Origin of the sequence: Neorhizobium sp. T7_12, assembly GCF_002968535.1 — a bacterium.
Classification (GTDB): Bacteria; Pseudomonadota; Alphaproteobacteria; order Rhizobiales; family Rhizobiaceae; genus Neorhizobium; species Neorhizobium tomejilense.
In genome coordinates this window covers 38,511-61,292 of the sequence record NZ_PVBK01000024.1, presented here as the reverse complement: position 1 = coordinate 61,292, position 22,782 = coordinate 38,511, and the positions used below count along the sequence as shown (strand labels likewise).

Below are 22,782 nucleotides of genomic sequence, written 5' to 3'. Positions count from 1 at the left end.
CGACGAAGGCCGCAATCTTATGCGGTTTTCGAATAAGTCTATCGAAGGAAGGGGTTCTCCATGGTGAAGGCGGCGATCAGCCTGAAGCATATCGAGGCCTATGACGCGATCGCCGCCACCGGCTCGACGGTTGCCGCAGCATTGGAGCTCGGCATTTCGCAATCGAATGCAAGCCGGCTACTGCAGCAGCTGGAGGATTATCTCGGCGTTCGCCTGTTCGAGCGTGACAAGAACCGCCTGGCGCCGACGCGTGAAGGCCTGCAGCTCGGACCGGAAATCCGCGCCATCGCAGATCGCCTGCGTGTGCTTAAAACGGCGGCCATCGAATTGGAGAACGGTCGCTCCCGCGACATGCTGCTGAGGCTTGCTTTTCCGGCCAGTCTATCGTCGAACCGGATACCGAAAATGATCCGAGATTTTCTTGCCGCCAACGGCCCGATGCGGGTGGAACTGGCCTCCGGCAATTATCTGGCGCTTGAACGCATGGTTGCCGATGGTGAAGCCGATATCGGTTTCGCACGCCTGCCGCTGGCAACTCCCGGACTGCGGCAGGAAAAGCTGCTGCCGTCGCGAATTGTCTGCGTACTGCATCGCGATCATCCGCTCGCCGAGCGGTCATCGCTGACGATCGCCGAGCTGAAGGGCCACGATCTCATCGTCCTCAATCGCGAACGGCCCGTCCGCCACCAGCTTGAGGCGCTGTTCTATCAGCACGGCTTGCGGCAGCGGCCGTTGCTGGAGGCGCATTCCGTCGCAAGCGCCTGCGCACTGGCGGCCGAGGGTCTTGGCATTGCGCTGGTCAGTGAACTGATCGCCCGCGAATACGCGGCGCTGCCCTTGCGGTTCGTCGCGCTTGAACCGGATCTGCCGGTCACATATTGCCTGCTCAGCGGCGAAAAATATCCGCTGTCACGGGCCGCCGGCCTGTTCCTGCAGAGCATTGCCGGCTGGTCATGAGCGAAATGTTTTCACCCGGGGCGTTGCCAACAAATAGTAGGCTGTAGAGTTGCAGCAGGATTTGACCAATTTTCCCAGTTTGCGTTGACCCACGAAATGCAGCGTATCGGATTGATGGCAAACATGTTTCAAAAGGTCTGAGTGGATCTCGGCGAAATGAAAAAATGGCTCAAATTTACGCGATAATTAACATATCACGGCACCGCTTCCTTTTGAGGCACCCGTTACCACAGCAATACGATGCAGCAACAGATCGATGGACGCATGTGCGTCAATGCACATTAACGCGTCCGCTCATCTCGAAAATATCCCCCCGTGGATTTGACCACATTGTCGGACAGGATTGATCTTGTCTGCCACCAGCTGCCGTTCATTATGGACCGCTCCTCGTAAATACTCGCTTGGGTCCGTACTTGGAGTTCTTGCGCGTCGTTTGGTAGAACGTTCAAAATAGAGGAAGTAGCTTTCTACGAGTCCGCGTTCGCCGGGGCTTAGTCGAGGCCTTGCGCGCTCGACGACCCGCATGGATGGACATCGATTGGCCTGTTTCAAGGGCGGCTGAAACCGGCGTCGGCGCAAGGGGTGTGCGAAGCATCCCGACAGATTGCGCTCCGGCCTTATCGGGCGCGCCTTGCGTGCACAATCGCGAGGCTCACGCAGAGATCGGTAACCCGGCGCGACGCCCCTTAGCCAATCCCTAGAAGATATCAGCCGGGATCGGAACACGGGCCACTTTCGATATGAACACCTGCTCGCTGGAGCAATCCTCACCGACGATGAGCCTGCGCCACCAACCGATCAAGATATCTTGCGGGATATAACGCTAGTCAAAACCTCGCCAGCGAGATATCCAAAGGAATATCTCGCTTAAGGATCGGAGAGGAAATCATGAACGTTTATCGGCATTCCTGGATCAGGCTCGCGGTGAGGTCGGTGGCAGCCGCCCTCGTGTCGATCGCCTCGTTTGCGGCTCCCGCCGCAGCGCAGGAAAAAGTCACCGTCTTTGCAGCAGCCAGCATGAAGAACGCGCTCGACAACGCCAACAAGGCGTGGGGAGCACTGGGTGGCGGGCAAGTCACCGTTTCCTACGCCGCAAGTTCGGCGCTCGCCAAGCAGATCGAGAGCGGCGCGCCAGCGGATATCTTCATTTCGGCCGATCTCGACTGGATGAAATATCTCTCCGACAAGACGCTCGTGAGGGAAGACGCCAGGATCAACTGGCTCGGCAACCGGATCGTGCTGGTCGCCGCCAAGGACGCCGCCAAGCCGGTCGACATCAGGCCGGGCTTCGATCTCGTGGGCCTGCTCAAAGGCGGCAGGCTCGCCATGGGTGAGCCGAACGCGGTTCCGGCCGGCAAATACGCCAAGGCCTCGCTCGAAAAGCTCGGCCTCTGGTCGTCGGTCGAAAAGAGCGTCGCAAGCGCCGAAAATGTGCGCGCAGCACTCGCGTTCGTCTCGCGCGGCGAAGCGCCTTACGGCATCGTCTACCAGACGGACGCGGCCGCCGATCCGGGTGTTGCCATCGTCGGCACGTTCCCGGCCGACACCCACCCGGCGATCATTTATCCGATCGCCATCCTGTCGGAATCGAAGTCCAAGGATGCGCCCGCCTATCTCGACTATCTGACGTCGAACAAGGCGGCGCCATTCTTCGAAAAGGAAGGTTTTACGGTTCTGGAGTAGCCGCAAGCACTCCGGCGAACTCATCGAAACGGCCCATTTTCAGGGCCGTTTTCCGTTGCCGACCGAACCGTTCTCAAGAGCGAGCCTCTCCGCCCAGCGCTGTCCGAATCTCGATTTCAACCGGTCTCACGCGATCGTTTGTTCTCGAATCCCGAACATTCCGTTTGGAAATCATGCCCTAGCGACCTCGATTGGGTTTCCCCATCTCCATGACCGGAAGCAGACAACGCTTCCAAATACCACCGAGCGGATGCCGGCTCCCAAACGGCTCCGTTTAGCAACTGAGGAATACGATAATGAAGACAGTACTTTCAACTTTTGCCGCAGCCATGATCGCTTCGGCTTCCTTCGCCGGCGTCGCCCTTGCAGAAGGCGATTATTATCAGGGTGCGGCCAAGGGACAAGCAACGGTGCAGACCAACGACAAGGTCGACAATGTCAGGACCGGCAGCATCGACCAGGTTCGCGCCAACGACAATCGCGGCGACCAGCCGATCTTCAAGCACGAAAGCCGCGACAATCGCTAGCCGCAGCTCATTCAAGATACCGAACATTGTCCGGCAGGCAGGTCGCAAACTCAAGCCCCGGACGAACTCTGAAAGGACTAGGACAATGAAGACTTCCATCTCCGCTATCGCCGCCATGATCGCTGCCGCTTCCTTCGGAGGCTCGGCTCTCGCCGAGGGCGACTATTTTGAAGGCACCTCGAAGACGCATGCTTCCGCCCGGGTCAATAGCGGCAATGTGGACGACGTCCGCACCGGCAGCATCCAGATCCGCGACACCGATCGCCAGGAAAGCCAGTCGATCTTCGGCAACACGAGCCGCGACAACCGCTAAGCCGTCGCGCATGAAAACCGAGGCTCCAAGGGCCTTCGTTCAGTAGACCATCTTGTGAATGCGATGGTGCAGGGAGAGCAGCGGTAGACCCGGCGCTCTCCCACCGCCTTTTTCACAGCCCTCCGGTAACTTTTCCGCCAGGACCTAGCCATCAGACCCGTCTCGATATATCCAATGCGATATATTGCATCGCGGCTACGGATGGGATCGGCGTTTGGACTGGCTGGCATTGAGCGACGAGGAATGGACCGCGATCAGGCTCAGCCTGAAGGTCTCCGCCGTCGCCATGATCGTCAGCCTGCCGTTCGGCCTTCTCGTCGCCTACCTGCTCGCCCGCGGAAAATTCTGGGGCAAGTCGATCCTGAACGGCATCGTCCATCTACCGCTTATCCTGCCGCCGGTCGTCACCGGCTTTCTGCTGCTGATATTGTTCGGACGACGCGGCGTCGTCGGCGCCTTTCTCAACGAATATCTCGGCATCGTTCTCTCCTTCCGCTGGACGGGTGCAGCACTTGCCTGCGGCGTCATGGGCTTTCCGCTGATGGTACGGTCCATCCGGCTGTCGATCGAATCCGTCGACCGCAAGCTGGAAGAGGCGGCCGGCACGCTCGGCGCCGGACCCACCTGGGTTTTCATCACCGTGACCCTGCCGCTCATCCTGCCAGGCGTGATCGCCGGCATGATCCTCGCCTTCGCCAAGGCGATGGGCGAGTTCGGCGCGACGATCACCTTCGTCTCCAATATTCCCGGTGAAACCCAGACCCTTTCGGCAGCCATCTACACGTTCACGCAGGTGCCGGGCGGCGATGCCGGGGCGATGCGGCTGACGCTGGTGGCGATCGCCATCTCGTTTGCAGCGCTGCTCGCCTCAGAGTTCCTGGCCTATCTGGTCGGCAAGAGGGTTGATATCGAATGACCCTCGTCGTTAAGGCACGGCAGACGCTGGGAGAGTTTATTCTCGACGCGGGCTTCACCTCGGATGGCGGCGTCACCGCGCTGTTCGGGCCTTCGGGCTCCGGCAAGACGTCGCTGGTGCGGGTGATCGCGGGACTGTCGAAGCCGGACCACGGGCGGCTGGTGGTCGATGGCGAAACGCTGTTCGACACCGAAAGCCGCATTTTCGTGCCAAAGCACAAACGACGTTTCGGCTACGTCTTCCAGGAGAGCCGGCTTTTCCCGCATCTCTCGGTGCGCCAGAACCTTGCCTATGGCCGGTGGTTCGCGCCCAAGACCACGCGGCCGGAAGATTTCGATCGGATTGTCGAATTGCTGGGCATCGGGCTGTTGCTCGAGCGGCGGCCGGGGAAGCTTTCAGGCGGCGAAAAACAGCGCGTCGCGATCGGCCGGGCGTTGCTCTCCGCTCCGCGTCTCCTTCTGATGGATGAGCCGCTTGCCGCGCTCGACGACCTGCGCAAGGCCGAGATCCTGCCCTATCTCGAACGTCTGCGCGACGAAACCTCGACGCCGATCGTTTATGTCAGCCATTCGGTTTCGGAAGTGGCGCGGCTTGCCGACAAGGTGGTGATAATGAAGGAGGGCCGGGTCGAGGCCGTCGGCACGCCGTCGGAAGTCCTCTCTATGCCTTCGGCGGATCGCCGCGATGCCGGCGCAGTACTGACCGGCACGATCGAGACGATCGATATCCCGCACCGATTGGCGACCGTTCGGCTTTCGCAGGCGCAGATCGTCGTACCGAATGCGCATGCCGAAGAAGGCCGGAGCGTCCGCGTGCATATCCCCGAACGGGACGTCATGGTCGCCACCCGGCGGCCGGAAGGCCTGAGCGCTCTCAACATCCTTGACGGCATAATCGCCGCGATCGAGCCGGACGGGGACGGCATGGCCCGCATCCACATTCGCTGCGGCGGAGATACCGTGCTCGCCCGCATCACCGCACTTTCCGTCGAACGGCTCGACCTGAAGCTGGAAAAGCCGGTTTTTGCCGTGATAAAGACAGTGGCGCTGGAACGGTAGGCGGGCATTGATCTTACGTCGACTGTGAACTATAGATTACATATGATCGAAGTTCGCAAGACGGCAACCTTTTCAAAATGGTTCAGCGAACTTCGGGACCATAACGCCCGAATGCGAATAGTTACGCGGATTCGCCGTATGGAAATTGGCAATCTTGGCGATGTGAAGCCAGTCGGCGAAGGCGTCAGCGAGGCGCGTATTACCTACGGTCCTGGCTACCGGCTGTATTTCATCCAACAGGGCCAGGAAATCATCATCTTGCTCTGTGGCGGAGACAAGAGCACCCAAAGCAGGGACATCGCTTCGGCAAAACAGATGGCGAAGGAGATATGACAGTGCCTATTGAAACGACGAAATGGGACGTTCAGGACTACCTGAAGGCGCCCGAAGCGCGCGTTGCTTATCTCGAAGCAGCTTTCGAGGACGGGGATCCGAAACTTATCTCGATCGCCCTTGGCGATGTTGCCCGCTCCATGGGCATGACCAATGTCGCCAAGGAAGCGGGCATTACCCGCGAGGCGCTCTACAAGGCGCTGAGCGATAAGGGAGATCCGAAGCTCTCCACGTTGCTCGGTGTCTTGAAGGCCCTCGGACTCCGAGTCACGGTGGTTTCCACCAACGAAGCCGCATAGGGTCGGCCCCAGCAGACGGCAGAACGATTCTTCGAAGAAATTTTGCACACGCGTACATTTTGTCATCCGGGTGTTAAGGAGCCCCGCTAGACCGCTTCCTGTTGATGATCTTCAGCGCTTCCGCAGCCTCGGCCGACAGGTCTTTCAGGGTTCGGAAGAAGCCATTTCGCTCTTCGGGGAGTAAACCATGACTGTTCTTCCGATACTCAAGTCCGCCACGCTCGCGGCCGTTCTCTTGACCTCGACCGCCGTCTTCGCGTCCGCCAAGGATGTCACCATTTCCGTTTGGTCCGGCGGTTCCGGGCCGAACGACAACTACCGCACCGATGCCTTCGACATCGCAGCCGATATTCTCGAGCGCGAAGCCGCCATCCGCGGCCAGCAGCTCAATATCATCGTCCAGAAGACGCCCTATTCCGGTTGGGAAGATTTCAAACAGGCCCTGACGCTCGCCGCCGAAGCCAAGAAGGCTCCGAACATCGTCGCCACCGGCCATGAAGACATCGGCCCCTGGGCGCAGGCCGGCCTCATCGTTCCGGTCGAGAAGTTCATCGACCTCGACAGCTGGCCGATCAGCGACATCTATCCGAACCTGATGGAGATCACCTCCTTCAACGGTACCGTCTACGGCATCCCGCAGGACGCAGAATCCCGTCCGTTCTTCTTCTGGAAGCCTTACATGAAGGCGATCGGCTATTCGGATGCCGATATCGAGGCCCTGCCGGCCAAGGTCGAAAAGGGCGAATATACGCTCAAGAACGTACTCGAAGACGCCAAGAAGATGCAGGGCAAGGGCCTCGTCCAGGCCGGCTACGGCTTTTATCCGCGCACCAATAACGGCCCGGACTACTGGCAGTTCTACACGTCCTTCGGCGGCGTGATGGAAGAGGAAGGCAAGCTCGTCTTCGACAAGGCCGCGATGAAGCGCACCTACCAGTATTTTGCCGATCTCGTGAAGGCCGGCGTCACCAAGAAGAACCATGTCGGCATGCCGGGCGACCAGTGGTGGAAGGAAGTTGCCACCGGCAAGGCCGGCATCTGGCACGGCGGCACCTGGCACTATGCCCGCCTCGTCAACCAGGAAGGCCTGAAGGACTTCTTCACCAACGTCCAGTTCACGCTGGTACCGGGCGGCGAGGGCGGCAAGGCCAACACGCTGACCCATCCGCTCGCTTACCTGCTGATGGCCGGTCATACCGAAGAAGAAACCCAGATCGCTGCCGACCTGATCAAGATCGCCTCCGAGCCGCGCATCAATGCCCTGCATGCGATCAAGTCCGCCCATCTCGGCATCTCGCCTTCCGAAACCAAGGTCGACCTCTATGCGGCCGACCGCTGGGCTTCGGAAGCCACCGAACGCCTTCTGCCGCATGCCAACGCCATGCCGAACAATGCCGATTTCGGTAAATACTGGACGATCATGTGGAAGAACTTCGAAGCCTCCTGGACGGGTGCCAAGACCGCCGATGCCGCGGTCAACGATGCCGAAGCCGAGCTGAAGTCGACACTCGGCGCGGCGATCATCATCCGCTGATGCCAGGCGACTTATCCTGCTCGGACAGGGCGGGATAAATCGTGGACTGTCCGGGCGAAACTCCTCGCCCCGAACTGTGGGCGGCGATCACTCCGCCGCCCACACCCGATCCGTCTCCCAAGGCTTCACCCATGCGAACGTCCCGAACGCTCGGACTGGTGATGATCGCGCCCGCCGCGGTCATGACCTTCCTGTTCTTCCTGATGCCGGTCGTCCTGACCGCCATCTTCGCCATGACCAACATGACCACCGCGACCGGCATTTCCGGCGGCGCCTGGCAGGTCACGCAGGGCGCCATCAACCGCCTGAAGGCAGACATGCCGGAACTTGCGGGCGGCATTGCCGAACCGCGTTTCGTCATCGACGAGGAGGGGCTTGCAGCGCTGGAGGCCTTGAAGCTCAAGGCAGGTTTCAGCACTGAACTGCGCACCAGCCACATGGGCGAGGTCTTTCCCTCGCGCCGCGAGGCCGAACGCATGATCAAGGCGCTGAAGGACCGGCCCTCGACGCGCGAGGTCAAGCAGATCTCCGACCTCTTCAACCGTTCGGTTCTGAATACCCGGTTCGAGACCCGAGACGGACTGATGGCGAGCCTCAAGAAGCTGGGTTTCGCTCTACCGCCGGCCGAACAGGAGACGGTCGCCACCGCCACCTATACCGGCTGGGTGTGGACGACGGAAAATTTCAGGATCATCGGCAACTCGCCGGACATGGCGCAGATCTTCCTCAACACCGCCTTCTACGTCTCGGTGACGCTGCTCTTGTTCAACGTCAGCTACGCGCTCTTCCTCGCCATCACCACCCACTACATGCCGGCTTCGACCGCATCCATCTTCCGCGCCATCTGGCTGCTGCCGCGCATCACGCCGGTGGTCATCTATGTGCTGATGTGGAAATGGCTGACCTGGGACAGCGGCTTCATCTCGATGTTCATGGGCCAGTTCGGATATCCGGCGAAAAACTACCTGCTCGACAGTGCCTACAACGCCTGGTTCTTCGTGATCCTGATCAACGGCTTCATCGGCGCTTCGATGGGCATGCTGGTCTTCTCTTCGGCCATCAAGGCGATCCCGCAGACGCAGTTCCATGCAAGCGAGGTGGATGGCGCCAGCCGCTGGCAGCAGGTCCGCCACGTCATCCTGCCGCAGCTTCGCTGGCCGATCCTGTTCGTCACCTGCTACCAGACCCTGTCGCTTCTCGCCTCCTTCAACGAAATCCTCCTCTCGACCCGCGGCGGGCCGGGGCGGGCGACCGAAGTATGGTCGCTCGCCGCCTACCACACCGCGCTCAACAACTATACCGGCAATCTGGAATACGGGCTGGGCGCTGCCATGGCGCTGGTGCTGGTGGTTGTCGGCATCGTCCTGTCGCTCATCTACCTGCGCATCTTCCGTTACGATACGCTGATCTCCAAGCCGCTGATCGAGGATTGAGCATGGCCGAAAAACCGCAAATCTCGTCCAACACCACCTCGGCGAATTTCTCGAGCCTCCCGGTGATCCTGCTGCTCGGCCTTTTCAGCCTGCCGCTGCTGGTGATGTATGCCTATCTCTTCATCGACACGATCAGCGACACCGAGGCCGGCTCGCTGATCCCGAACGAGTTCACGCTGCGCCACTGGAGTTTCCTCTGGGAGACCAAGGCCGGCAAGCCGAACATCTGGCTCGTCACGCTCAACACCTTCATCTTCGCAAGCTGCATCACCGGCGTCATCCTCACGGTCTCGTCGATGGCGGGTTACGTGCTGTCGCGCCTCAACGTGCCGGCACGCGGCTTTTTCCTCGCCGGCGTCATGGTGCTGCATGCCTTCCCGTCGGTGACGCTGATCATCGCCATCTTCATCGTGCTGCAGTGGATCGGTCTCTACAATTCGCTGATCGGGGTGATCCTGGTGAAGGCTGCGGTCGAGCTTCCGCTCGGCATCTGGTTGATGAAGGGGTTCTACGACACCGTGCCCTGGGAAATCGAGATGGCCGGCACCGTCGACGGCGCCTCGCGCTTCACGGTCTGGCGCCGGCTCGTGCTGCCGCAGATCAGACCAGCGGTGATGGCACTTGGCCTCTTTTCCTTCCTCACCGGCTGGAGCGAGTTCATCATGCCGCAGGTGCTGGCGCCGGGCGCGAAAGTGCAGGTCCTGTCGGTCTATCTGGCGGGCCTGATCATCGACGACAACAATTTCGATTTCGGCACCTTCAAGGCCGTCGGCGTCTTCTACGTCGTGCCGGTGCTGATCCTCTATGTCTTCTTCCAGAAGCATCTCATGAACATCTATGGCGGAGGCACCAAGGGCTGATGCGTATACTGCTCGACAAGTTTTCCAAGAGTTTCGGCTCCACCAAGATCATCGAGGACATGGATCTCGAAGTGGGTTCCGGCGAAATGCTGGCGCTGCTCGGGCCTTCCGGCTGCGGCAAGTCGACGACGCTGTTTGCCGTCTGCGGCATTCATCGGCCGACCTCGGGCCGCATCATGTTCGGCGACAGGGACGTCACCCATCTGCCGAGCCAGGAGCGCAATGTCGGCGTCGTCTTCCAGTCCTATGCGCTTTATCCGCATATGACGGTGGAGGAAAATATCGGCTTCCCGCTGATGGTGAAGCGGGTTGCCTCCGCCGACATCAAACAGCAGGTCGCTGGCATCGCAGCCCTTGTCCATATCGAGGATCTTCTCGGGCGGCGCCCGGCGCAGCTTTCGGGCGGCCAGCAGCAGCGCGTGGCGCTCGCCCGCGCCCTGATCCGCCGGCCGGACGTGCTGCTTCTCGACGAACCGCTTGCCAATCTCGATGCTAAACTGCGCCTCGAAATGCGCTCGGAAATCCGGCGGCTGCAGAAGGAGACGGGCATCACCGCCATCCTCGTCACCCACGACCAGGTCGAGGCGATGTCGATGTGCGACCGCATCGCCATCATGAAATCGGGCGAGATCGTCCAGATTGCCACCCCGTCGGAAATGTACAAGGATCCTCGGACGTCCTTTGTCGCCAGTTTCCTCGGCAATCCACCGATCTCCTTCCTCAAGGGTCAGGCGCAGCAGGGGGCTTTCGTGCTGGGCGGAAGCGGCTTGCGCCTGCCGCTCGCTACTCTGGCCGGCATTCCGGACGGAACCGCGCTCAGCCTTGGCGTCCGCCCGGAGCATTTCGGGACGGCGGGCGGTGTGCCCGTCGAAGGCAAGGTCGTGTTTGCGGAAACGCAAGGCCGCGAAAACCTCTACGACGTCGTGCTGCCGGACGGTTCCGTGCTGCACTCGATCCAGCCGGTGCGCGACGACGTGAAGCCGGGCGACAGCGTGCGCTGGAACCTCGACAGCGCCTCGACCTTCGTTTTCACCGAAGACGGACAGAGATTGTGACGGAGGCTCCGATGCGCGACTTTTCCGCCTTCTTCGGCAAATTCGGCTGGCCGGAAGGGAAGGGCCGGCTGCCATTCTGCATCGGTCATCGCGGCGCAAGCGGCCATGAACGGGAAAACACGCTGACCGCCTTTCGCCGCGCGGCTGAACTCAGCGCCGAGATGTGGGAACTCGATACCCAGATGACCTCGGATGGCGTCGTCGTCGTCTCCCATGACGACCATCTGCAACGCGTCTTCCAGCGGGACCTGTTTATCTCGCACATGACCTTTGCCGAACTGCGCGAGGCGGTGCCGGATGTGCCGAGTTTCGCGGAAGTCGCCGCACTCGGCCGGGAGACCGGATGCGGCCTTTACGTCGAGTTGAAGCGGTCGGGCACCGGTCCGCTCTGCTGGCAGCACCTGAAGGACATGGACCAGCGCTTCGCCTGCCTCGGTTCCTTCGATATCGCCCAGGTGCGCGAGCTGCGCGAGATGGGCTGCGATTATGCGCTTTCGGTGCTGATCCGTGTCGGCCACGATCCGCATGCGGCAGGGGAGGCGGCCGGCGCCGACATCCTGCATCTCTGCTGGGAAAAGGTGAGCGATACGCCGCAGGAATTCGTGACCGAGGAACTGATCGACAGGGCTTTCGGCGATGGCAAGGAGCTCGTGCTCTGGCACGAGGAGCGGCCGGATGTCCTGAAGGACATCATGGCGCTGCCCGTGCTCGGCATCTGCACCGACCTGCCGGACCTGATGCGACCAAGGGAAACGAACGGCATGTCCCGCGAGCCACGCCGCGTCACCTCCTTCGACGTCGCCCGGGCGGCCGGCGTCTCCCGCGCCGCCGTGTCGCGTGCCTTCACCCCGGATGCCAGCGTTTCGGAAAAAACCCGGCAGAAGGTCTATCAGGCGGCCAAGGAACTCGGCTACCGGGTCAACTATCTCGCCCGCAGCCTCACCAACAAGCGGTCCGATTTCGTCGGCCTGGTGGCCGCCGGCCTCGACAATCCGTTCCGCACCCAGCAGCTTGAACACCTGGCCCGCGCGCTGATCGCCCGCAATTACCGGCCGATCCTGCTGCCGACCTCCAAGGAAGCCGACAGCGCCACCGTCATCGGCCAATTGCTGCATTATGCCGTTTCCGGCGTCATCATCACCTCGGATGCGCCGCCCTCGCACATCTTCGAGGAATGTGCGGTCGAGGGCGTGCCGATCGTGTTGGTCAACAAGGGCGAAGATTTCCCGTTTGTCGACCGGGTCGTCTCCGACGACCGGATGTCAGGTTACACGGCCGTCGACCATCTCGTCGAATCAGGTGCTAAAAAGCTCGCCGTCATCGCCGGCACGACCGTCTCCTATTCGTCGCGCCGGCGTGCGGAGGCTTTTCAGAGCCGCTGCCAGATGCTCGGGCTCGATGCGCCGCTGATCCCGGTCGCCATCAACGACTACGCCCACGGCCACGAGGCGGCGCAGGCGTTGATCGACATGGGGATAGACGGGGTGTTTTCGGTCAACGACTACATGGCCTGCGGTGTCCTCGACGGGCTCGCCAGGGCTGGCCGGAGCTACGGCACCGTCAAGGTGATCGGCCATGACGACATCCCCCAGGCAAGCTGGTCGGCCTATGACCTCACCACCTTCGTACAGCCCTGCGACGTGCAGGCGGAACAGGTGATCGATCTCCTGACCAGCCGGATGTCCGAACCGGACGCCGTGGCTAGGGTGGAGTTCACGCCGGTGACGCTGATCAAAAGAAGAAGTGCATAAATGGCATCTGCATTCGATCTCTCCTCCCTGCAATCGCGCGAAAGGACCGCAATCGAGGTCGCCCGCCGGGTCGGCATGGAGGCCGCCGCCTTCCGCGCCGAAGCTCTTCCCGAAACGCTCGGTGTCGAGAACAAGGGCCTGCAGGATTTCGTCACCGTTGCCGACAAGCGGGCCGAAAAAGCGATCCGCGCATCCCTGCTCGGCGAATTCCCCGACGATTCCTTCATGGGCGAAGAGGGTGGGGGAGACTCTGGAGAACGCGGCACCTGGGTGGTCGACCCGATCGACGGCACCACCAATTTCATCCGCGGTTTTCGGCACTGGGGCGTGTCGATCGCCTTCGTCTCCGCTGGCGAAATCCTGCTGGGCGTGATCTATGACGCCGCACAGGACCGGGTTTTCCATGCGATCCGGGGTGAGGGCGCCTTCAAGGAAAGAAAGCCGATCACGGCGGCCAAGACCAGTGATCCCAACCACGCGATCGCCATTCTCGGCCATTCGCGCCGCACCGATTTCGAGGACTACATCACCGTCTCGCGCAGGCTTTACGAGCGCGGCATCGACTACCGCCGCATGGGCGCGGCCGCAATCGGCCTCGTCCGCGTCGCCGAAGGCGTGTCCGACCTTTATTACGAACGGCACCTTTCTTCCTGGGACATGCTCGCCGGCGTGTTGATCGCCGCGGAAGCCGGTGCGACGATCGCCGTGCCGCCGCTCGAGGAATTGCTTTCGCGGGGCGGGCCGGTGGTTGCCTGTTCGCCAGGGCTGGCCGGCGAATTCGCCTTCCTGATGAAAATGGAAGGCTTGCTCGCGGCCGCGCAGTAGGGCAGGCAGATGGCGGCAGCGGCATCGATGCGACATAGAAGATCCGCAGCGACATCGTCGTGATTGGCCCGTCTGGCGCGGTGAAAGTCATGATCGCCACCAAGCCCGTCGACTTCCGCAAAGGCGCAGAGGGATTGGCCGCATTGGTGAAGGCCGAGATGGGGTGCTGATCCGTTCTCCGGCACAATCTATGTGTTCCGGGCCAAGCGAACCGACCGCATCAAACTGATATTCTGGGATGGCAGTGGCGTATGCCTGGTCGCCAAGCGGCTTGAGGATGGCGAGTTCCATTGGCCCCGAATGCAGGACGGCGCGATGCATCTGACGGCCGCGCAATTCTCGGCTTTGTTCGAGGGACTCGATTGGAAACGCGTGCATGCGCCAATCGAAACGCGCACCCCCGTTAAGGCCGGATAGCGGCCGCGACCAATTGAATCAGCCGCATCCAATAGCTCGTTTTGCGGGGCAAAATATGCTGTTCTTGTCCCATGACGACAAGGGCGGACGAGCTTCCGGATGACCTGAACGCGCTGAAAGCGATGGTGCTTTCGCGCGAGGCGGAGAATGCCCGCCTGCGTCAGATCATCAAGGAATTGCAGCGCCACCGGTTCGGTCGCCGCGCCGAAACGCTTCCCGAAGATCAGCTACTTCTGGGCTTGGAAGAAGCCGAGCAGGTCGAAGCGAATGGTCTGGAAGCGAAAGAAGAAGCCTCTGCCCCTGAGCGCCAGGCCCGTGTTGCCAAACGGCGGACGAACCGGGGTTCATTGCCAGCTCACCTGCCACGCATCGAGATGGTCGTCGATATCGATGATCACGCCTGTCCAGGCTGCCGCCATGATCTGCATCGGATTGGCGAAGACGTCAGCGAAAAGCTCGACATTGTCCCCGCCCAGTTCCGTGTGCTGGTCGTGCGCCGCCCGAAGTATGCCTGCCGGGCCTGCGAGGATGTCGTGGTTCATCTCCTGTGAATAAGAATGTAGAGCGCATCCTTGCCGCGGGCCTTTTTCGAGCGCGCGGCGCGCAGCACTGCATAGGAGGCAAGCGCCCAGGTCTCGCCGATCCGGCGGGACTTTTCGATGAATAGGACGCGGCAGGCGATGCTTTCGAGAAACCCAACGGTGCGGCTCTGGTAGCCGAGCAGCGCCTTCGGCAGGCCGAGCGTCTCGATGATGTCGGGGATAGGGTCGCTGTTCGATGGTCTTTGTAAGTGCGGCCGAGTCAGCAGCGAATTCCGGCGTTCATATTGCTTTTCGCGAAAAGTGAGCGCGGTGTCGGCCTTATCGGGCGCGGCGATCAAGGTTTTGTCGCCACACCGACATTCAAATGACGCTGAATGTCTACGGCCATCTCCTGAAAGGCAAAGAGGAGGAACACGCCCGCACGGCAGAGGACCTCGCAGCCGATCTCATGCCTGTTTGTGCAGGCAGCTTAATCGTCTTTCGCCGGGAACAGCCCTGGCATCCAGAACTGAGCAAGTGCTGCGGGGAAGGCAAGGTGCAACGGCGCCTTGGAACTTTGCGAAGTCAATATGCCGGCATCTAGAAGCGCCGAAGTTATGCGGCGCGCCTGGCGATCAGTCAGTCCCAAAAGATCAGGAACATCGCCGCGCGGAAGCGCACCGCGATAGAGGACGGCTTCGAGCACGTTGCCGGATTTCGCGGGCAGCTTGTCAGCGCGAACCTCTTCTTCCACCCAGCGTAGAATGCGGTCGCGCAGCTTCCCCGGCTCGACCAGATCGCGCATGAAGCGCACCTGATCAATGCAGGTTTCCAGAAAATACCGGGTGAAGGTGGCCAAGGCCTCTTCGCTGAGCGTCCCGCGTCCATCGAGATCGTTGCGGCGGGTCATGTCGCAGGCCGCCAGATGATCCTTGTAGGCCTTTTCCGAACGGGCCAGTCCGCGCGACACGGACCAGACTCCCCCGGTATCTAATGTGTCGAGGAGCATGGCATGGGTCATCAGGCGGCCAACGCGGCCGTTGCCATCAAGAAATGGGTGTATCCAAGCGAAGCGATGATGGGCGGCGGCGGCGGCCAGCACTGAATCAATCCTGCCCAGTCTGCGATATGCTTCCTCAAAGCGAGCCAGGAAACGTGGCACGGCACCTGGGCTTACGGGAATGTGGCGGCCGACCTTCACGTCGCGCTGACGCACTTCGCCGGGGACGACCGGTATTTTCTCGGCCGTCTTCGGGTCTTCCGCGAAGAGCATCTCACCTGGAAGTAGTTCGCAGAAGCGCCTATGTATCTCGCGGAGCGTGTCGGCGTTGGTCGCGACTCCTTTGATGGTTCCCCCGTCGATCCAAGCCTGCACCGTAATGTGAGCTCTCGCTTCAAGCTGCAAATTGCGCTTCTCGGGATTGGCACTGTAGTCGTCTTTCAGGGCGCGCTCGATATCAACCGGATGCGTGTTGTGGCCTTCGATCAGATTGCTGTAGTAGCAGTTCATCGCACGCACGAGATCGGCAAGGGCGTGCATGACCCCTGCGGGAAGGCTGCTTCTGAAAGCCGCCGACTCCTCCGCAAGGGTCAAAGCCAGATCGGCGAGAGCGGATTTGTGTTTTGACCCATCGGATACAAGCATAGGCTCCATGAGCCCGGTGCTTTCGTCCCGATCTGCTGCCGCTGAAATGTCCGGATTTTTGTCCGCTACTGAATCGCTCATAAATACCTCTATATCATAGTTTTTTCGCATTTTCAACGAAGAGGATGTCCGCGGCTATGTCCGCTTAAATGTCCGGATTCAGCGCCTTGACAGGAGGGTGCAGAATGTCTCCGGTGTGTTTCGGCACGGCTTTGACCCCGCCCTCGACACCGAATGCTTCCGAGCCGAAAGGGGTCAAATCCAGCGCCTAGTCACACCCGGCCTTCTTCGCGCGTCATCGCCCGTTCGGGAGCAAGCTTCAGCTGGCATGGGACGATCTTGTCGAGGATCAGCCTATGCACGAACAAAACACGGACGAAGCCGAGCAATCGAAACCTGAATCGAACCAACCTGGCAGAACTTGCTGCGGCCATTCGTGATCTCCAGCAAGAGTTAAGGAAGAATACCGACCTGACGAATTTTGTCACACAGTCCGCACTGCGTGAAGCGGATGCCGTGATCGAGCAGGCTGAATCAATCAAAGTCTCTGAACGCGATTTTTTACGCATTCTGGAGCTGCTGGAAAATCCGCCGGCACCTAATGAAAAATTGCGTGCTGCTGCACGTTCGCTACCCAAATCGAAATGACGGCTTGGCATGAAGAGGCGATCGGCAAGCATCATGATCGCAAAAATTTCGACTGCGGCGATGCTGAACTGAACGATTTTCTGCAAAAATACGCGCGACAGAGCCACGATCAGGGCGGCTCGAAGAGCTTTCTTGCGGTCACTGATGACGGCAACAAGCATATTTTGGGCTTTTACAGCCTTACCCCGACGTCAATCGATCCTGAGAAAATGCCGGCTGCGGTGCGTAAGGGGCTTGGACGGCATGAGGTGCCGGGCTTCCGGTTAATCCACCTTGCTGTCGATCGACGCCAAACAGGAAAAGGCATCGGTGGTCAGCTCATGCTGGCGGCCGGCAGGCGCTGTTTGCGTGCAGCGTCGGAAGTCGGCGGCGTAGTGTTAGCTATCGATGCTAAAAATGACAGAGTAGCCGAGTGGTATAAAAGCTATGGCGCGATACAGCTCGTCGATTCCCCGCTTTCGCTGACGATATCGCTGACGACCATGGCGGACGCACTGAAAGCGGCTGGACACATGCTATAATACGCCATTCACAGGAGCAGATTGTTTAGATGGGATATTCGGCTGGCGTCGCATCTAAACAGCTAGCCCTCGATTGGTGTCGAGCCGGGTAGCTTTGCGCCCCTCGTGGTCCTCGTTAGCAGAGGGTGCAAATTTCCCCCCAGAATGATATGAACAAGCGGATATCCACGATCCATGGGGGGTACAATGACAGGCGCTTCACGTCACGACGCATGGCAGGCGGGCGACAGTTACGAAATCTACATGGGACGTTGGAGCCGGCAGATTGCGCCGCGCTTCATCGAGTGGCTTGAACCCGACGATGATCTTGATTGGCTGGAGGTCGGCTGCGGGACAGGCGCGTTGAGCGCCCGCATCCTTTCGGACACCAATCCGAAATCCCTCATCGCCATCGATCCGTCCGAAGGGTTTCTGGAGAAGGCTCGCTCGACGATTGCCGATCCGCGCGTGGAATTTCAGATCGGCAATGGCGAGGCCCTGTCAGTTCCATCGGGCACCAGGGACATGGTCGTCTCAGGCCTGGCTTTGAACTTCATACCAGACCGCGAAAAGGCGCTTCTGGAAACGCAGAGGGCGGCGCGCAGCAAAGCCACCATAGCCTTCTACGTCTGGGATTATCCAGGCGGTGGAGTAGAATTCATGCGGGCTTTCTGGACGGCGGCGACAGAACTGGATCCAGGCGCACGCGACCTTACCGAAGATCGCCGCTTCCCGTTCTGCACTCTTGAGGGACTAGCCGATCTCGCTCACCGATCCGGGCTTTCCCACGTGGGAACGACGAAGATCGAAGCGCCTACACGCTTCCAAAATTTCGACGACTTCTGGCACCCATTCACGCTGGGTGCTGGCCCTGCACCCGGTTACTGCGCCAACCTGAAGGCCGCCGAACGAGAAAAGCTGCGGGAAAAGCTCCAGGAAAGTCTGCCGACGGCAGAGGACGGATCCATCCCGCTGAAGGTGAGAGCATGGGCGATCCGCGGCAGAAAGCAGTAAGGTGCCCCCGGGGCAACTTGGCGGCTATCTGAATTGCTGTCCCACCGACACCGGAATAATCCGCAAGTTGATGGCGGCTCCGGGGCCAAGAGCGGCCCATCTCCATTCCGGCAACAGGTTTGACGGCCGGGACCAACCAGTTCGTCAAACCGACCCATCGCGTTAGGGCGAAAAGGCGAGATTCACGAAAATTGTTCAGTAGCAAGCGTCGGTAACGCAAGATGAACGTGTCGGATCCCCTGGATAACCTATTGTTTTTCCTGTCTATACCGTTCGCTGGTATTCGGATTTCACCTCTGCTAAGTGATATTCATGCCATTCGATGACAAAAAGAAAAGTCGTGTGACGCTTCTCGACGTAGCGCGGCGCGCCAATGTGTCCCGCGCCACCGCCTCGCTCGTCATCCGCAAGAGCCCGCTGGTCGGCACCGAGACGCGGGCGCGGGTCGAGGAGGCGATGCGTGAGCTCGGCTATGTCTACAACATGGGGGCCGCCCGGCTGAGGGCCGAGCGCAGCCACACCGTCGGCGTCATCGTGCCCAATCTGACGAACCCGTTCTTCGCCGAACTGTTGTCCGGCATCGAGGCCGGAATCGATTCGGCCGGCATGGTGGTGATCCTCGCAAATAGCGGCGATCTCGTCGAACGGCAGGACATGGTGATGCGGCGCATGCGCGAGCACGGCGTCGACGGCGTCATCGTCTGCCCGGCGGCTGGCACCGAGCCTGCATTTCTTCACCAGCTTGCCGAATGGGACCTGCCGCTGGTGCAGGTGCTGCGCCAGATCTCCGAAGAAGTCGATTATGCCGGGGCCGACTATGCGGCCGGCATGCGCCAGGCGGTTGATTATCTGGCCTCGCTCGGCCACCGGACGATCGCGTTTGCCGTCCAGGGGCCGATCCATTCCGCCTATCACGAGCGTGTCGAAGGGTTTTGCGAGGCCATGCAGTCGCGCAGGCTCGATCCGAGCATGATCTTGCGCGTGCCGAACCAGATCGGCGAAATCGCCGACGCGGCGCATCTCCTGTTCGACGAGCGCGAACAGCCGACGGCGGTGATTTGCTTCAACGACGTGATCGCACTCGGCCTTTCCGCCGGTCTCTACGACCGGGGCCTGAAGGTCGGCGAGAATTTTTCGCTGATCGGTTTCGACGACGTGACGGACGCGGAGGCGATGCGGCCGAGGCTCACCTCCGTTTCCACCGCACCGGTGACCATCGGCGCGAATGCCGCCAGGCTTCTCCTCGACCGGCTGGCCGATCCCATCCGCCCGGCTCGGAGGGTCGTGAATGAAACGGTTTTGCATATCCGCCAGTCCTGCGGGCCGATCGCCATTTCGCCTGACAACAATCCGCCAGCTTCCGGTTGACGTCCGGAGCAAAAGCTTTTAGATCGATCTAAATGGAAAGGCGCCGCAGAGGAGTGGCTTTCTTTCGACATCATTGGGGAGGTCCCAAGTTGTACGCTTTCAATTTCGAGCCCGTATTTGCGGGTTTCGACCAGCTTCTGCTCGGCGCCTGGCTGACGATCCAGCTTTCGGTGGCAGCGATGATCATCGGCCTGATCGTTTCGATCGCCTGTGCCGCGGGCAAGACCTCGGGCATTACGCCGCTGCGCTGGGTCATCGACGCCTATATCGAGATCATCCGCAACACGCCGTTCCTGGTGCAGATCTTCTTCATCTTCTTCGGCCTGCCGTCGCTCGGGATTTTTCTGACCCCGAACAGCGCGGCGCTCGTGGCGCTGGTCGTCAATTTCGGCGCCTACGGCACGGAAATCATCCGCGCCGGCATCGAGTCGATCCAGAAGGGGCAGATCGAAGCCGGCACGGCGCTCGGCCTCTCGAAGCTGCAGGTCTTCCGCTACATCATCATGAAGCCGGCGCTGCGCACCGTCTATCCGTCGCTGACCAGCCAGTTCATCTACCTGATGCTGACCTCGAGCGTCGTTTCGGCGATATCGGCCGACGACCTTGCCGCCGCCGGCAACAATCTGCAGTCGCAGACCTTCGCGAGCTTCGAAGTCTATATCGTCATCACGATCATGTATCTCGTCATGTCGGTCGGTTTTTCTACGATCTTCTCGATGATCGAGAAGGCTGCCTTCAAATATCCGTTGAGCCGATAGGAGCCTGGCCATGCCATTGATCAGACCTTTCGGCATCAACGAATTCTGGATCATCGTGCTGGCCGCGCAATGGACGATCGCACTGTCGGCGATCGCCTTCGCTGGCGGGGGTATCGGCGGCCTGCTGATCGCGCTGCTGCGTGTCTCGGATGCGAAGCTGCCGCGGCTGATCGCCACCGGCTTCATCCGCGTCTTCCAGGGAACGCCGCTCTTGATGCAGCTCTTCCTGGTGTTCTTTGGCATGAACATCCTCGGCTTTGCCATCAATCCCTGGCTTGCGGCAACCGTCGCGCTCACCCTGCATGCGAGCGCCTTCCTCGGCGAAATCTGGCGCGGCTGCATCGAAGCGGTGCCGCCCGGCCAGCGGGAAGCCGCGACTGCGCTCGGCCTGCGCTACTACAACCGGATGCGCTACATCGTCCTGCCGCAGGCCTTAAAGATCGCGGTGGCGCCGACGGTCGGCTTCCTGGTGCAACTGATCAAGGGCACATCGCTTGCGGCAATCATCGGTTTTACCGAGCTCACCCGCCAGGGCCAGATCATCAACAATGCGACATTCAGCCCGTTCATGGTGTTCGGCACGGTGGCGGCGGTCTATTTCGTCCTCTGCTGGCCGCTTTCGGTGCTGGCACGACGCATGGAACTCAGATTTTCCCGCGCAACGGCACGTTGACGGGACCCGAGCCGGAGGGAGGAAAGCCGGCACAACAGAAAAGGGTAGGAACATGAATATTTCTAGACGCATGGTTATGGCCGTCATCGGCGCAGGCCTGATGATGGGCGCAGGCGCCTCCACCGCATTGGCACAGACCGTCGAAAGCATCAAGTCCGCAGGCACCGTCAAGATCGGCATGCTGGTCGACTTCCCGCCCTTCGGGATCATGAACACCTCGAACGAGCCGGACGGTTATGACGCCGACGTCGCAAAGCTGCTCGCCAAGGAATTCGGCGTGAAGGTGCAGATCGTTCCGGTTACCGGCCCGAACCGCATTCCCTACCTGCAGAGCAACCAGGTCGACCTGCTCGTCGCCTCGCTCGGCATTACCGAAGAGCGCGCCAAGAGCGTCGACTTCTCGCAGCCCTATGCCGGCATTTCGATCGGCGTGTTCGGCGCCAAGGCGACCGAGGTCTCCAAGCCGGAAGATCTGTCCGGCAAGACGATCGGTGTCGCCCGCGCCTCGACGCAGGATACCGGCGTCACCAAGATCGCCCCGAAGGATGCCAAGATCCAGCGTTTCGATGACGATGCCAGCGCCGTGCAGGCCCTGCTGTCCGGCCAGGTTCAGCTGATCGGCGTCTCGAACGTTGTTGCCGCCCAGATCGAAAAGGCCGCTCCAGGCCGTTTCACCCAGAAGCTGCAGCTCAGCCAGCAGGTTCAGGGCATTGCCGTCCGCAAGGGCTCGACCGAGCTGTTGACGGCTGTCAACGCCTTCATCGCCAAGGTCAAGGCCAATGGCGAGCTCGGCAAGATCCATGAAAAGTGGCTCGGCGCTCCGCTGCCGGACTTCGTCGCCAACGCCAAGTAAGACCAGAACCACGCCCAGAACTGAGATCGAAAAGGAGTTCCTCATGACGACTGAGGTGAACGCAAACGCATCGGCCGCGGCCACGCGAGGAACTTCCGAACTCGCCGTCAGGATGGAAGGCGTCAACAAGTGGTATGGCGGCTTTCACGCGCTGAAGGACGTCGAATTGTCGGTCAACCGGGGGGAGCGGATTGTCATCTGCGGCCCTTCCGGCTCCGGCAAGTCGACGCTGATCCGTTGCATCAACCAGCTGGAGACGATCCAGAAGGGCAAAATCGTCGTCGACGGCCATGACCTGACCGCCGGCGGCAAGAACGTCGATATCGTCCGCCAGGAGACCGGCATGGTCTTCCAGCAGTTCAACCTCTTCCCGCATATGACCGTCCTGGAGAACTGCACGCTGGCACCGATGAAGGTGCGGGGCATTTCGAAAATCGAAGCCGAAAAGATCGCCCGCAAATACCTGGAGCGGGTGCGCATTCCCGAACAGGCGGAAAAATATCCCGCCCAGCTTTCCGGCGGCCAGCAACAGCGCGTGGCGATCGCCCGCGCGCTGTGCATGAACCCGAAGATCATGCTGTTCGACGAGCCGACCTCGGCGCTCGATCCGGAAATGGTCAAGGAAGTCCTCGACACCATGATCGACCTTGCCAAAGAGGGGATGACCATGCTCTGCGTCACCCACGAAATGGGCTTCGCCCGCCAGGTCGCCGACCGGGTGATCTTCATGGACCGCGGCGAAATCCTCGAAACCGGCGCGCCGGGAGAATTCTTCGGCAATCCCAAGAACGAGCGCCTGAAGATCTTCCTCGGACAGATCTCTTAGACGCTGCTGTCACCT

At 60.6% G+C, this 22,782-nt stretch carries 23 protein-coding genes and 4 pseudogenes; 25 read left to right on the top strand and 2 right to left on the bottom strand.

The features are described from left to right. Positions 1 to 19: 19 nt before the first annotated feature. From C5J26_RS29275 to C5J26_RS29195, 17 genes and pseudogenes are all read left to right on the top strand, one after another. Positions 20 to 957: pseudogene (locus C5J26_RS29275) on the top strand (LysR family transcriptional regulator). Between the two features lie 888 nt (positions 958 to 1,845). Beyond that, the gene (gene modA, locus C5J26_RS29270) at positions 1,846 to 2,640 is read left to right on the top strand and encodes a molybdate ABC transporter substrate-binding protein (protein ID WP_105404959.1); all 795 of its coding nucleotides are present in this window, start codon (positions 1,846 to 1,848) and stop codon (positions 2,638 to 2,640) included. Between the two features lie 296 nt (positions 2,641 to 2,936). Then, complete coding sequence (locus C5J26_RS29265) at positions 2,937 to 3,167, top strand: hypothetical protein (RefSeq protein WP_105404958.1); 231 nt, start codon at positions 2,937 to 2,939, stop codon at positions 3,165 to 3,167. A gap of 85 nt (positions 3,168 to 3,252) precedes the next feature. Beyond that, positions 3,253 to 3,480 (top strand): hypothetical protein, encoded by a 228-nt coding sequence (locus C5J26_RS29260; RefSeq protein ID WP_105404957.1) that lies wholly within the window; start codon positions 3,253 to 3,255, stop codon positions 3,478 to 3,480. Between the two features lie 214 nt (positions 3,481 to 3,694). Continuing rightward, the gene (modB, locus tag C5J26_RS29255; protein ID WP_105404956.1) at positions 3,695 to 4,396 is read left to right on the top strand and encodes a molybdate ABC transporter permease subunit; all 702 of its coding nucleotides are present in this window, start codon (positions 3,695 to 3,697) and stop codon (positions 4,394 to 4,396) included. Then, entirely contained in the window at positions 4,393 to 5,454 is a 1,062-nt protein-coding gene (gene modC / locus C5J26_RS29250; RefSeq protein WP_105404955.1) for a molybdenum ABC transporter ATP-binding protein, read from the top strand. Before modB ends, modC begins: the two co-directional genes overlap by 4 nt. Positions 5,455 to 5,496: 42 nt before the next feature. Continuing rightward, positions 5,497 to 5,787 (top strand): type II toxin-antitoxin system RelE/ParE family toxin, encoded by a 291-nt coding sequence (locus C5J26_RS29245; RefSeq protein ID WP_105404954.1) that lies wholly within the window; start codon positions 5,497 to 5,499, stop codon positions 5,785 to 5,787. 2 nt (positions 5,788 to 5,789) lie between these two features. After that, complete coding sequence (locus C5J26_RS29240; protein ID WP_105404971.1) at positions 5,790 to 6,086, top strand: addiction module antidote protein; 297 nt, start codon at positions 5,790 to 5,792, stop codon at positions 6,084 to 6,086. A gap of 187 nt (positions 6,087 to 6,273) precedes the next feature. Continuing rightward, the gene (locus C5J26_RS29235; protein WP_105404953.1) at positions 6,274 to 7,620 is read left to right on the top strand and encodes an extracellular solute-binding protein; all 1,347 of its coding nucleotides are present in this window, start codon (positions 6,274 to 6,276) and stop codon (positions 7,618 to 7,620) included. Positions 7,621 to 7,751: 131 nt separating this feature from the next. Then, the gene (locus tag C5J26_RS29230; protein WP_105404952.1) at positions 7,752 to 9,053 is read left to right on the top strand and encodes a carbohydrate ABC transporter permease; all 1,302 of its coding nucleotides are present in this window, start codon (positions 7,752 to 7,754) and stop codon (positions 9,051 to 9,053) included. 2 nt (positions 9,054 to 9,055) lie between these two features. Beyond that, entirely contained in the window at positions 9,056 to 9,913 is an 858-nt protein-coding gene (locus C5J26_RS29225) for a carbohydrate ABC transporter permease (protein WP_105404951.1), read from the top strand. Further along, positions 9,913 to 10,968: an ABC transporter ATP-binding protein gene (locus tag C5J26_RS29220; RefSeq protein ID WP_105404950.1), complete on the top strand. Its 1,056-nt coding sequence runs from the start codon at positions 9,913 to 9,915 to the stop codon at positions 10,966 to 10,968. Before C5J26_RS29225 ends, C5J26_RS29220 begins: the two co-directional genes overlap by 1 nt. Before the next feature lie 11 nt (positions 10,969 to 10,979). Beyond that, positions 10,980 to 11,714: pseudogene (locus C5J26_RS29215) on the top strand (glycerophosphodiester phosphodiesterase); the annotation flags it as partial. A gap of 15 nt (positions 11,715 to 11,729) precedes the next feature. Beyond that, the gene (locus C5J26_RS29210; RefSeq protein ID WP_105404970.1) at positions 11,730 to 12,719 is read left to right on the top strand and encodes a LacI family DNA-binding transcriptional regulator; all 990 of its coding nucleotides are present in this window, start codon (positions 11,730 to 11,732) and stop codon (positions 12,717 to 12,719) included. Continuing rightward, a complete protein-coding gene (locus C5J26_RS29205) occupies positions 12,720 to 13,544 on the top strand; it encodes an inositol monophosphatase family protein (RefSeq protein WP_105404949.1) in 825 nt (274 codons plus the stop codon). 59 nt (positions 13,545 to 13,603) lie between these two features. Then, a pseudogene (gene tnpB, locus C5J26_RS29200) lies at positions 13,604 to 13,961 on the top strand (IS66 family insertion sequence element accessory protein TnpB). A gap of 71 nt (positions 13,962 to 14,032) precedes the next feature. Beyond that, a pseudogene (locus tag C5J26_RS29195) lies at positions 14,033 to 14,500 on the top strand (IS66 family transposase zinc-finger binding domain-containing protein); the annotation flags it as partial. On the opposite strand, the gene C5J26_RS33115 reads toward C5J26_RS29195, so the two are convergent. Beyond that, positions 14,500 to 14,841, bottom strand: a complete 342-nt coding sequence (locus tag C5J26_RS33115; protein WP_206051235.1) for a hypothetical protein — start codon at positions 14,839 to 14,841, stop codon at positions 14,500 to 14,502. The pseudogene C5J26_RS29195 and the gene C5J26_RS33115 sit on opposite strands and share 1 nt — an antisense overlap. Before the next feature lie 131 nt (positions 14,842 to 14,972). Further along, a complete protein-coding gene (locus tag C5J26_RS29185; RefSeq protein ID WP_105404948.1) occupies positions 14,973 to 16,208 on the bottom strand; it encodes a Fic family protein in 1,236 nt (411 codons plus the stop codon). 330 nt (positions 16,209 to 16,538) lie between these two features. On the opposite strand from C5J26_RS29185, the gene C5J26_RS29180 reads away from it, so the two are divergent. From C5J26_RS29180 to C5J26_RS29145, 8 genes are all read left to right on the top strand, one after another. Further along, on the top strand, positions 16,539 to 16,775 hold the full coding sequence (locus C5J26_RS29180; protein ID WP_245441318.1) for a DUF1778 domain-containing protein: 237 nt from the start codon (positions 16,539 to 16,541) through the stop codon (positions 16,773 to 16,775). Further along, a complete protein-coding gene (locus tag C5J26_RS29175) occupies positions 16,772 to 17,296 on the top strand; it encodes a GNAT family N-acetyltransferase (protein ID WP_371681960.1) in 525 nt (174 codons plus the stop codon). The genes C5J26_RS29180 and C5J26_RS29175 overlap by 4 nt, the downstream gene beginning before the upstream one ends. Positions 17,297 to 17,482: 186 nt before the next feature. Beyond that, positions 17,483 to 18,289, top strand: a complete 807-nt coding sequence (locus C5J26_RS29170) for a class I SAM-dependent methyltransferase (protein WP_105404946.1) — start codon at positions 17,483 to 17,485, stop codon at positions 18,287 to 18,289. 312 nt (positions 18,290 to 18,601) lie between these two features. After that, on the top strand, positions 18,602 to 19,657 hold the full coding sequence (locus C5J26_RS29165; RefSeq protein WP_105404945.1) for a LacI family DNA-binding transcriptional regulator: 1,056 nt from the start codon (positions 18,602 to 18,604) through the stop codon (positions 19,655 to 19,657). A gap of 89 nt (positions 19,658 to 19,746) precedes the next feature. Continuing rightward, complete coding sequence (locus C5J26_RS29160; RefSeq protein WP_105404944.1) at positions 19,747 to 20,415, top strand: amino acid ABC transporter permease; 669 nt, start codon at positions 19,747 to 19,749, stop codon at positions 20,413 to 20,415. 16 nt (positions 20,416 to 20,431) lie between these two features. Next, positions 20,432 to 21,088, top strand: a complete 657-nt coding sequence (locus C5J26_RS29155; RefSeq protein WP_105404968.1) for an amino acid ABC transporter permease — start codon at positions 20,432 to 20,434, stop codon at positions 21,086 to 21,088. A gap of 52 nt (positions 21,089 to 21,140) precedes the next feature. Continuing rightward, positions 21,141 to 21,941 (top strand): transporter substrate-binding domain-containing protein, encoded by an 801-nt coding sequence (locus C5J26_RS29150; protein ID WP_105404943.1) that lies wholly within the window; start codon positions 21,141 to 21,143, stop codon positions 21,939 to 21,941. 43 nt (positions 21,942 to 21,984) lie between these two features. After that, positions 21,985 to 22,767, top strand: a complete 783-nt coding sequence (locus C5J26_RS29145; protein WP_105404942.1) for an amino acid ABC transporter ATP-binding protein — start codon at positions 21,985 to 21,987, stop codon at positions 22,765 to 22,767. Positions 22,768 to 22,782 lie beyond the last annotated feature (15 nt).

What these genes read in the sequence shown, in the direction of transcription:
- C5J26_RS29265 (WP_105404958.1), top strand. Translation starts at nt 2,937, where the DNA reads ATGAAGACAGTACTTTCAACTTTTGCCGCAGCCATGATCGCTTCGGCT.
- C5J26_RS29220 (WP_105404950.1), top strand. Translation starts at nt 9,913, where the DNA reads ATGCGTATACTGCTCGACAAGTTTTCCAAGAGTTTCGGCTCCACCAAG.
- C5J26_RS29245 (WP_105404954.1), top strand. Translation starts at nt 5,497, where the DNA reads ATGATCGAAGTTCGCAAGACGGCAACCTTTTCAAAATGGTTCAGCGAA.
- C5J26_RS29205 (WP_105404949.1), top strand. Translation starts at nt 12,720, where the DNA reads ATGGCATCTGCATTCGATCTCTCCTCCCTGCAATCGCGCGAAAGGACC.
- C5J26_RS29165 (WP_105404945.1), top strand. Translation starts at nt 18,602, where the DNA reads ATGCCATTCGATGACAAAAAGAAAAGTCGTGTGACGCTTCTCGACGTA.
- C5J26_RS29170 (WP_105404946.1), top strand. Translation starts at nt 17,483, where the DNA reads ATGACAGGCGCTTCACGTCACGACGCATGGCAGGCGGGCGACAGTTAC.
- C5J26_RS29260 (WP_105404957.1), top strand. Translation starts at nt 3,253, where the DNA reads ATGAAGACTTCCATCTCCGCTATCGCCGCCATGATCGCTGCCGCTTCC.
- C5J26_RS29145 (WP_105404942.1), top strand. Translation starts at nt 21,985, where the DNA reads ATGACGACTGAGGTGAACGCAAACGCATCGGCCGCGGCCACGCGAGGA.
- C5J26_RS29235 (WP_105404953.1), top strand. Translation starts at nt 6,274, where the DNA reads ATGACTGTTCTTCCGATACTCAAGTCCGCCACGCTCGCGGCCGTTCTC.
- C5J26_RS29150 (WP_105404943.1), top strand. Translation starts at nt 21,141, where the DNA reads ATGAATATTTCTAGACGCATGGTTATGGCCGTCATCGGCGCAGGCCTG.
- C5J26_RS29210 (WP_105404970.1), top strand. Translation starts at nt 11,730, where the DNA reads ATGTCCCGCGAGCCACGCCGCGTCACCTCCTTCGACGTCGCCCGGGCG.
- modC (WP_105404955.1), top strand. Translation starts at nt 4,393, where the DNA reads ATGACCCTCGTCGTTAAGGCACGGCAGACGCTGGGAGAGTTTATTCTC.
- modA (WP_105404959.1), top strand. Translation starts at nt 1,846, where the DNA reads ATGAACGTTTATCGGCATTCCTGGATCAGGCTCGCGGTGAGGTCGGTG.
- C5J26_RS29175 (WP_371681960.1), top strand. Translation starts at nt 16,772, where the DNA reads ATGACGGCTTGGCATGAAGAGGCGATCGGCAAGCATCATGATCGCAAA.
- C5J26_RS29185 (WP_105404948.1), bottom strand. Translation starts at nt 16,208, where the DNA reads ATGAGCGATTCAGTAGCGGACAAAAATCCGGACATTTCAGCGGCAGCA.
- C5J26_RS29225 (WP_105404951.1), top strand. Translation starts at nt 9,056, where the DNA reads ATGGCCGAAAAACCGCAAATCTCGTCCAACACCACCTCGGCGAATTTC.
- C5J26_RS29230 (WP_105404952.1), top strand. Translation starts at nt 7,752, where the DNA reads ATGCGAACGTCCCGAACGCTCGGACTGGTGATGATCGCGCCCGCCGCG.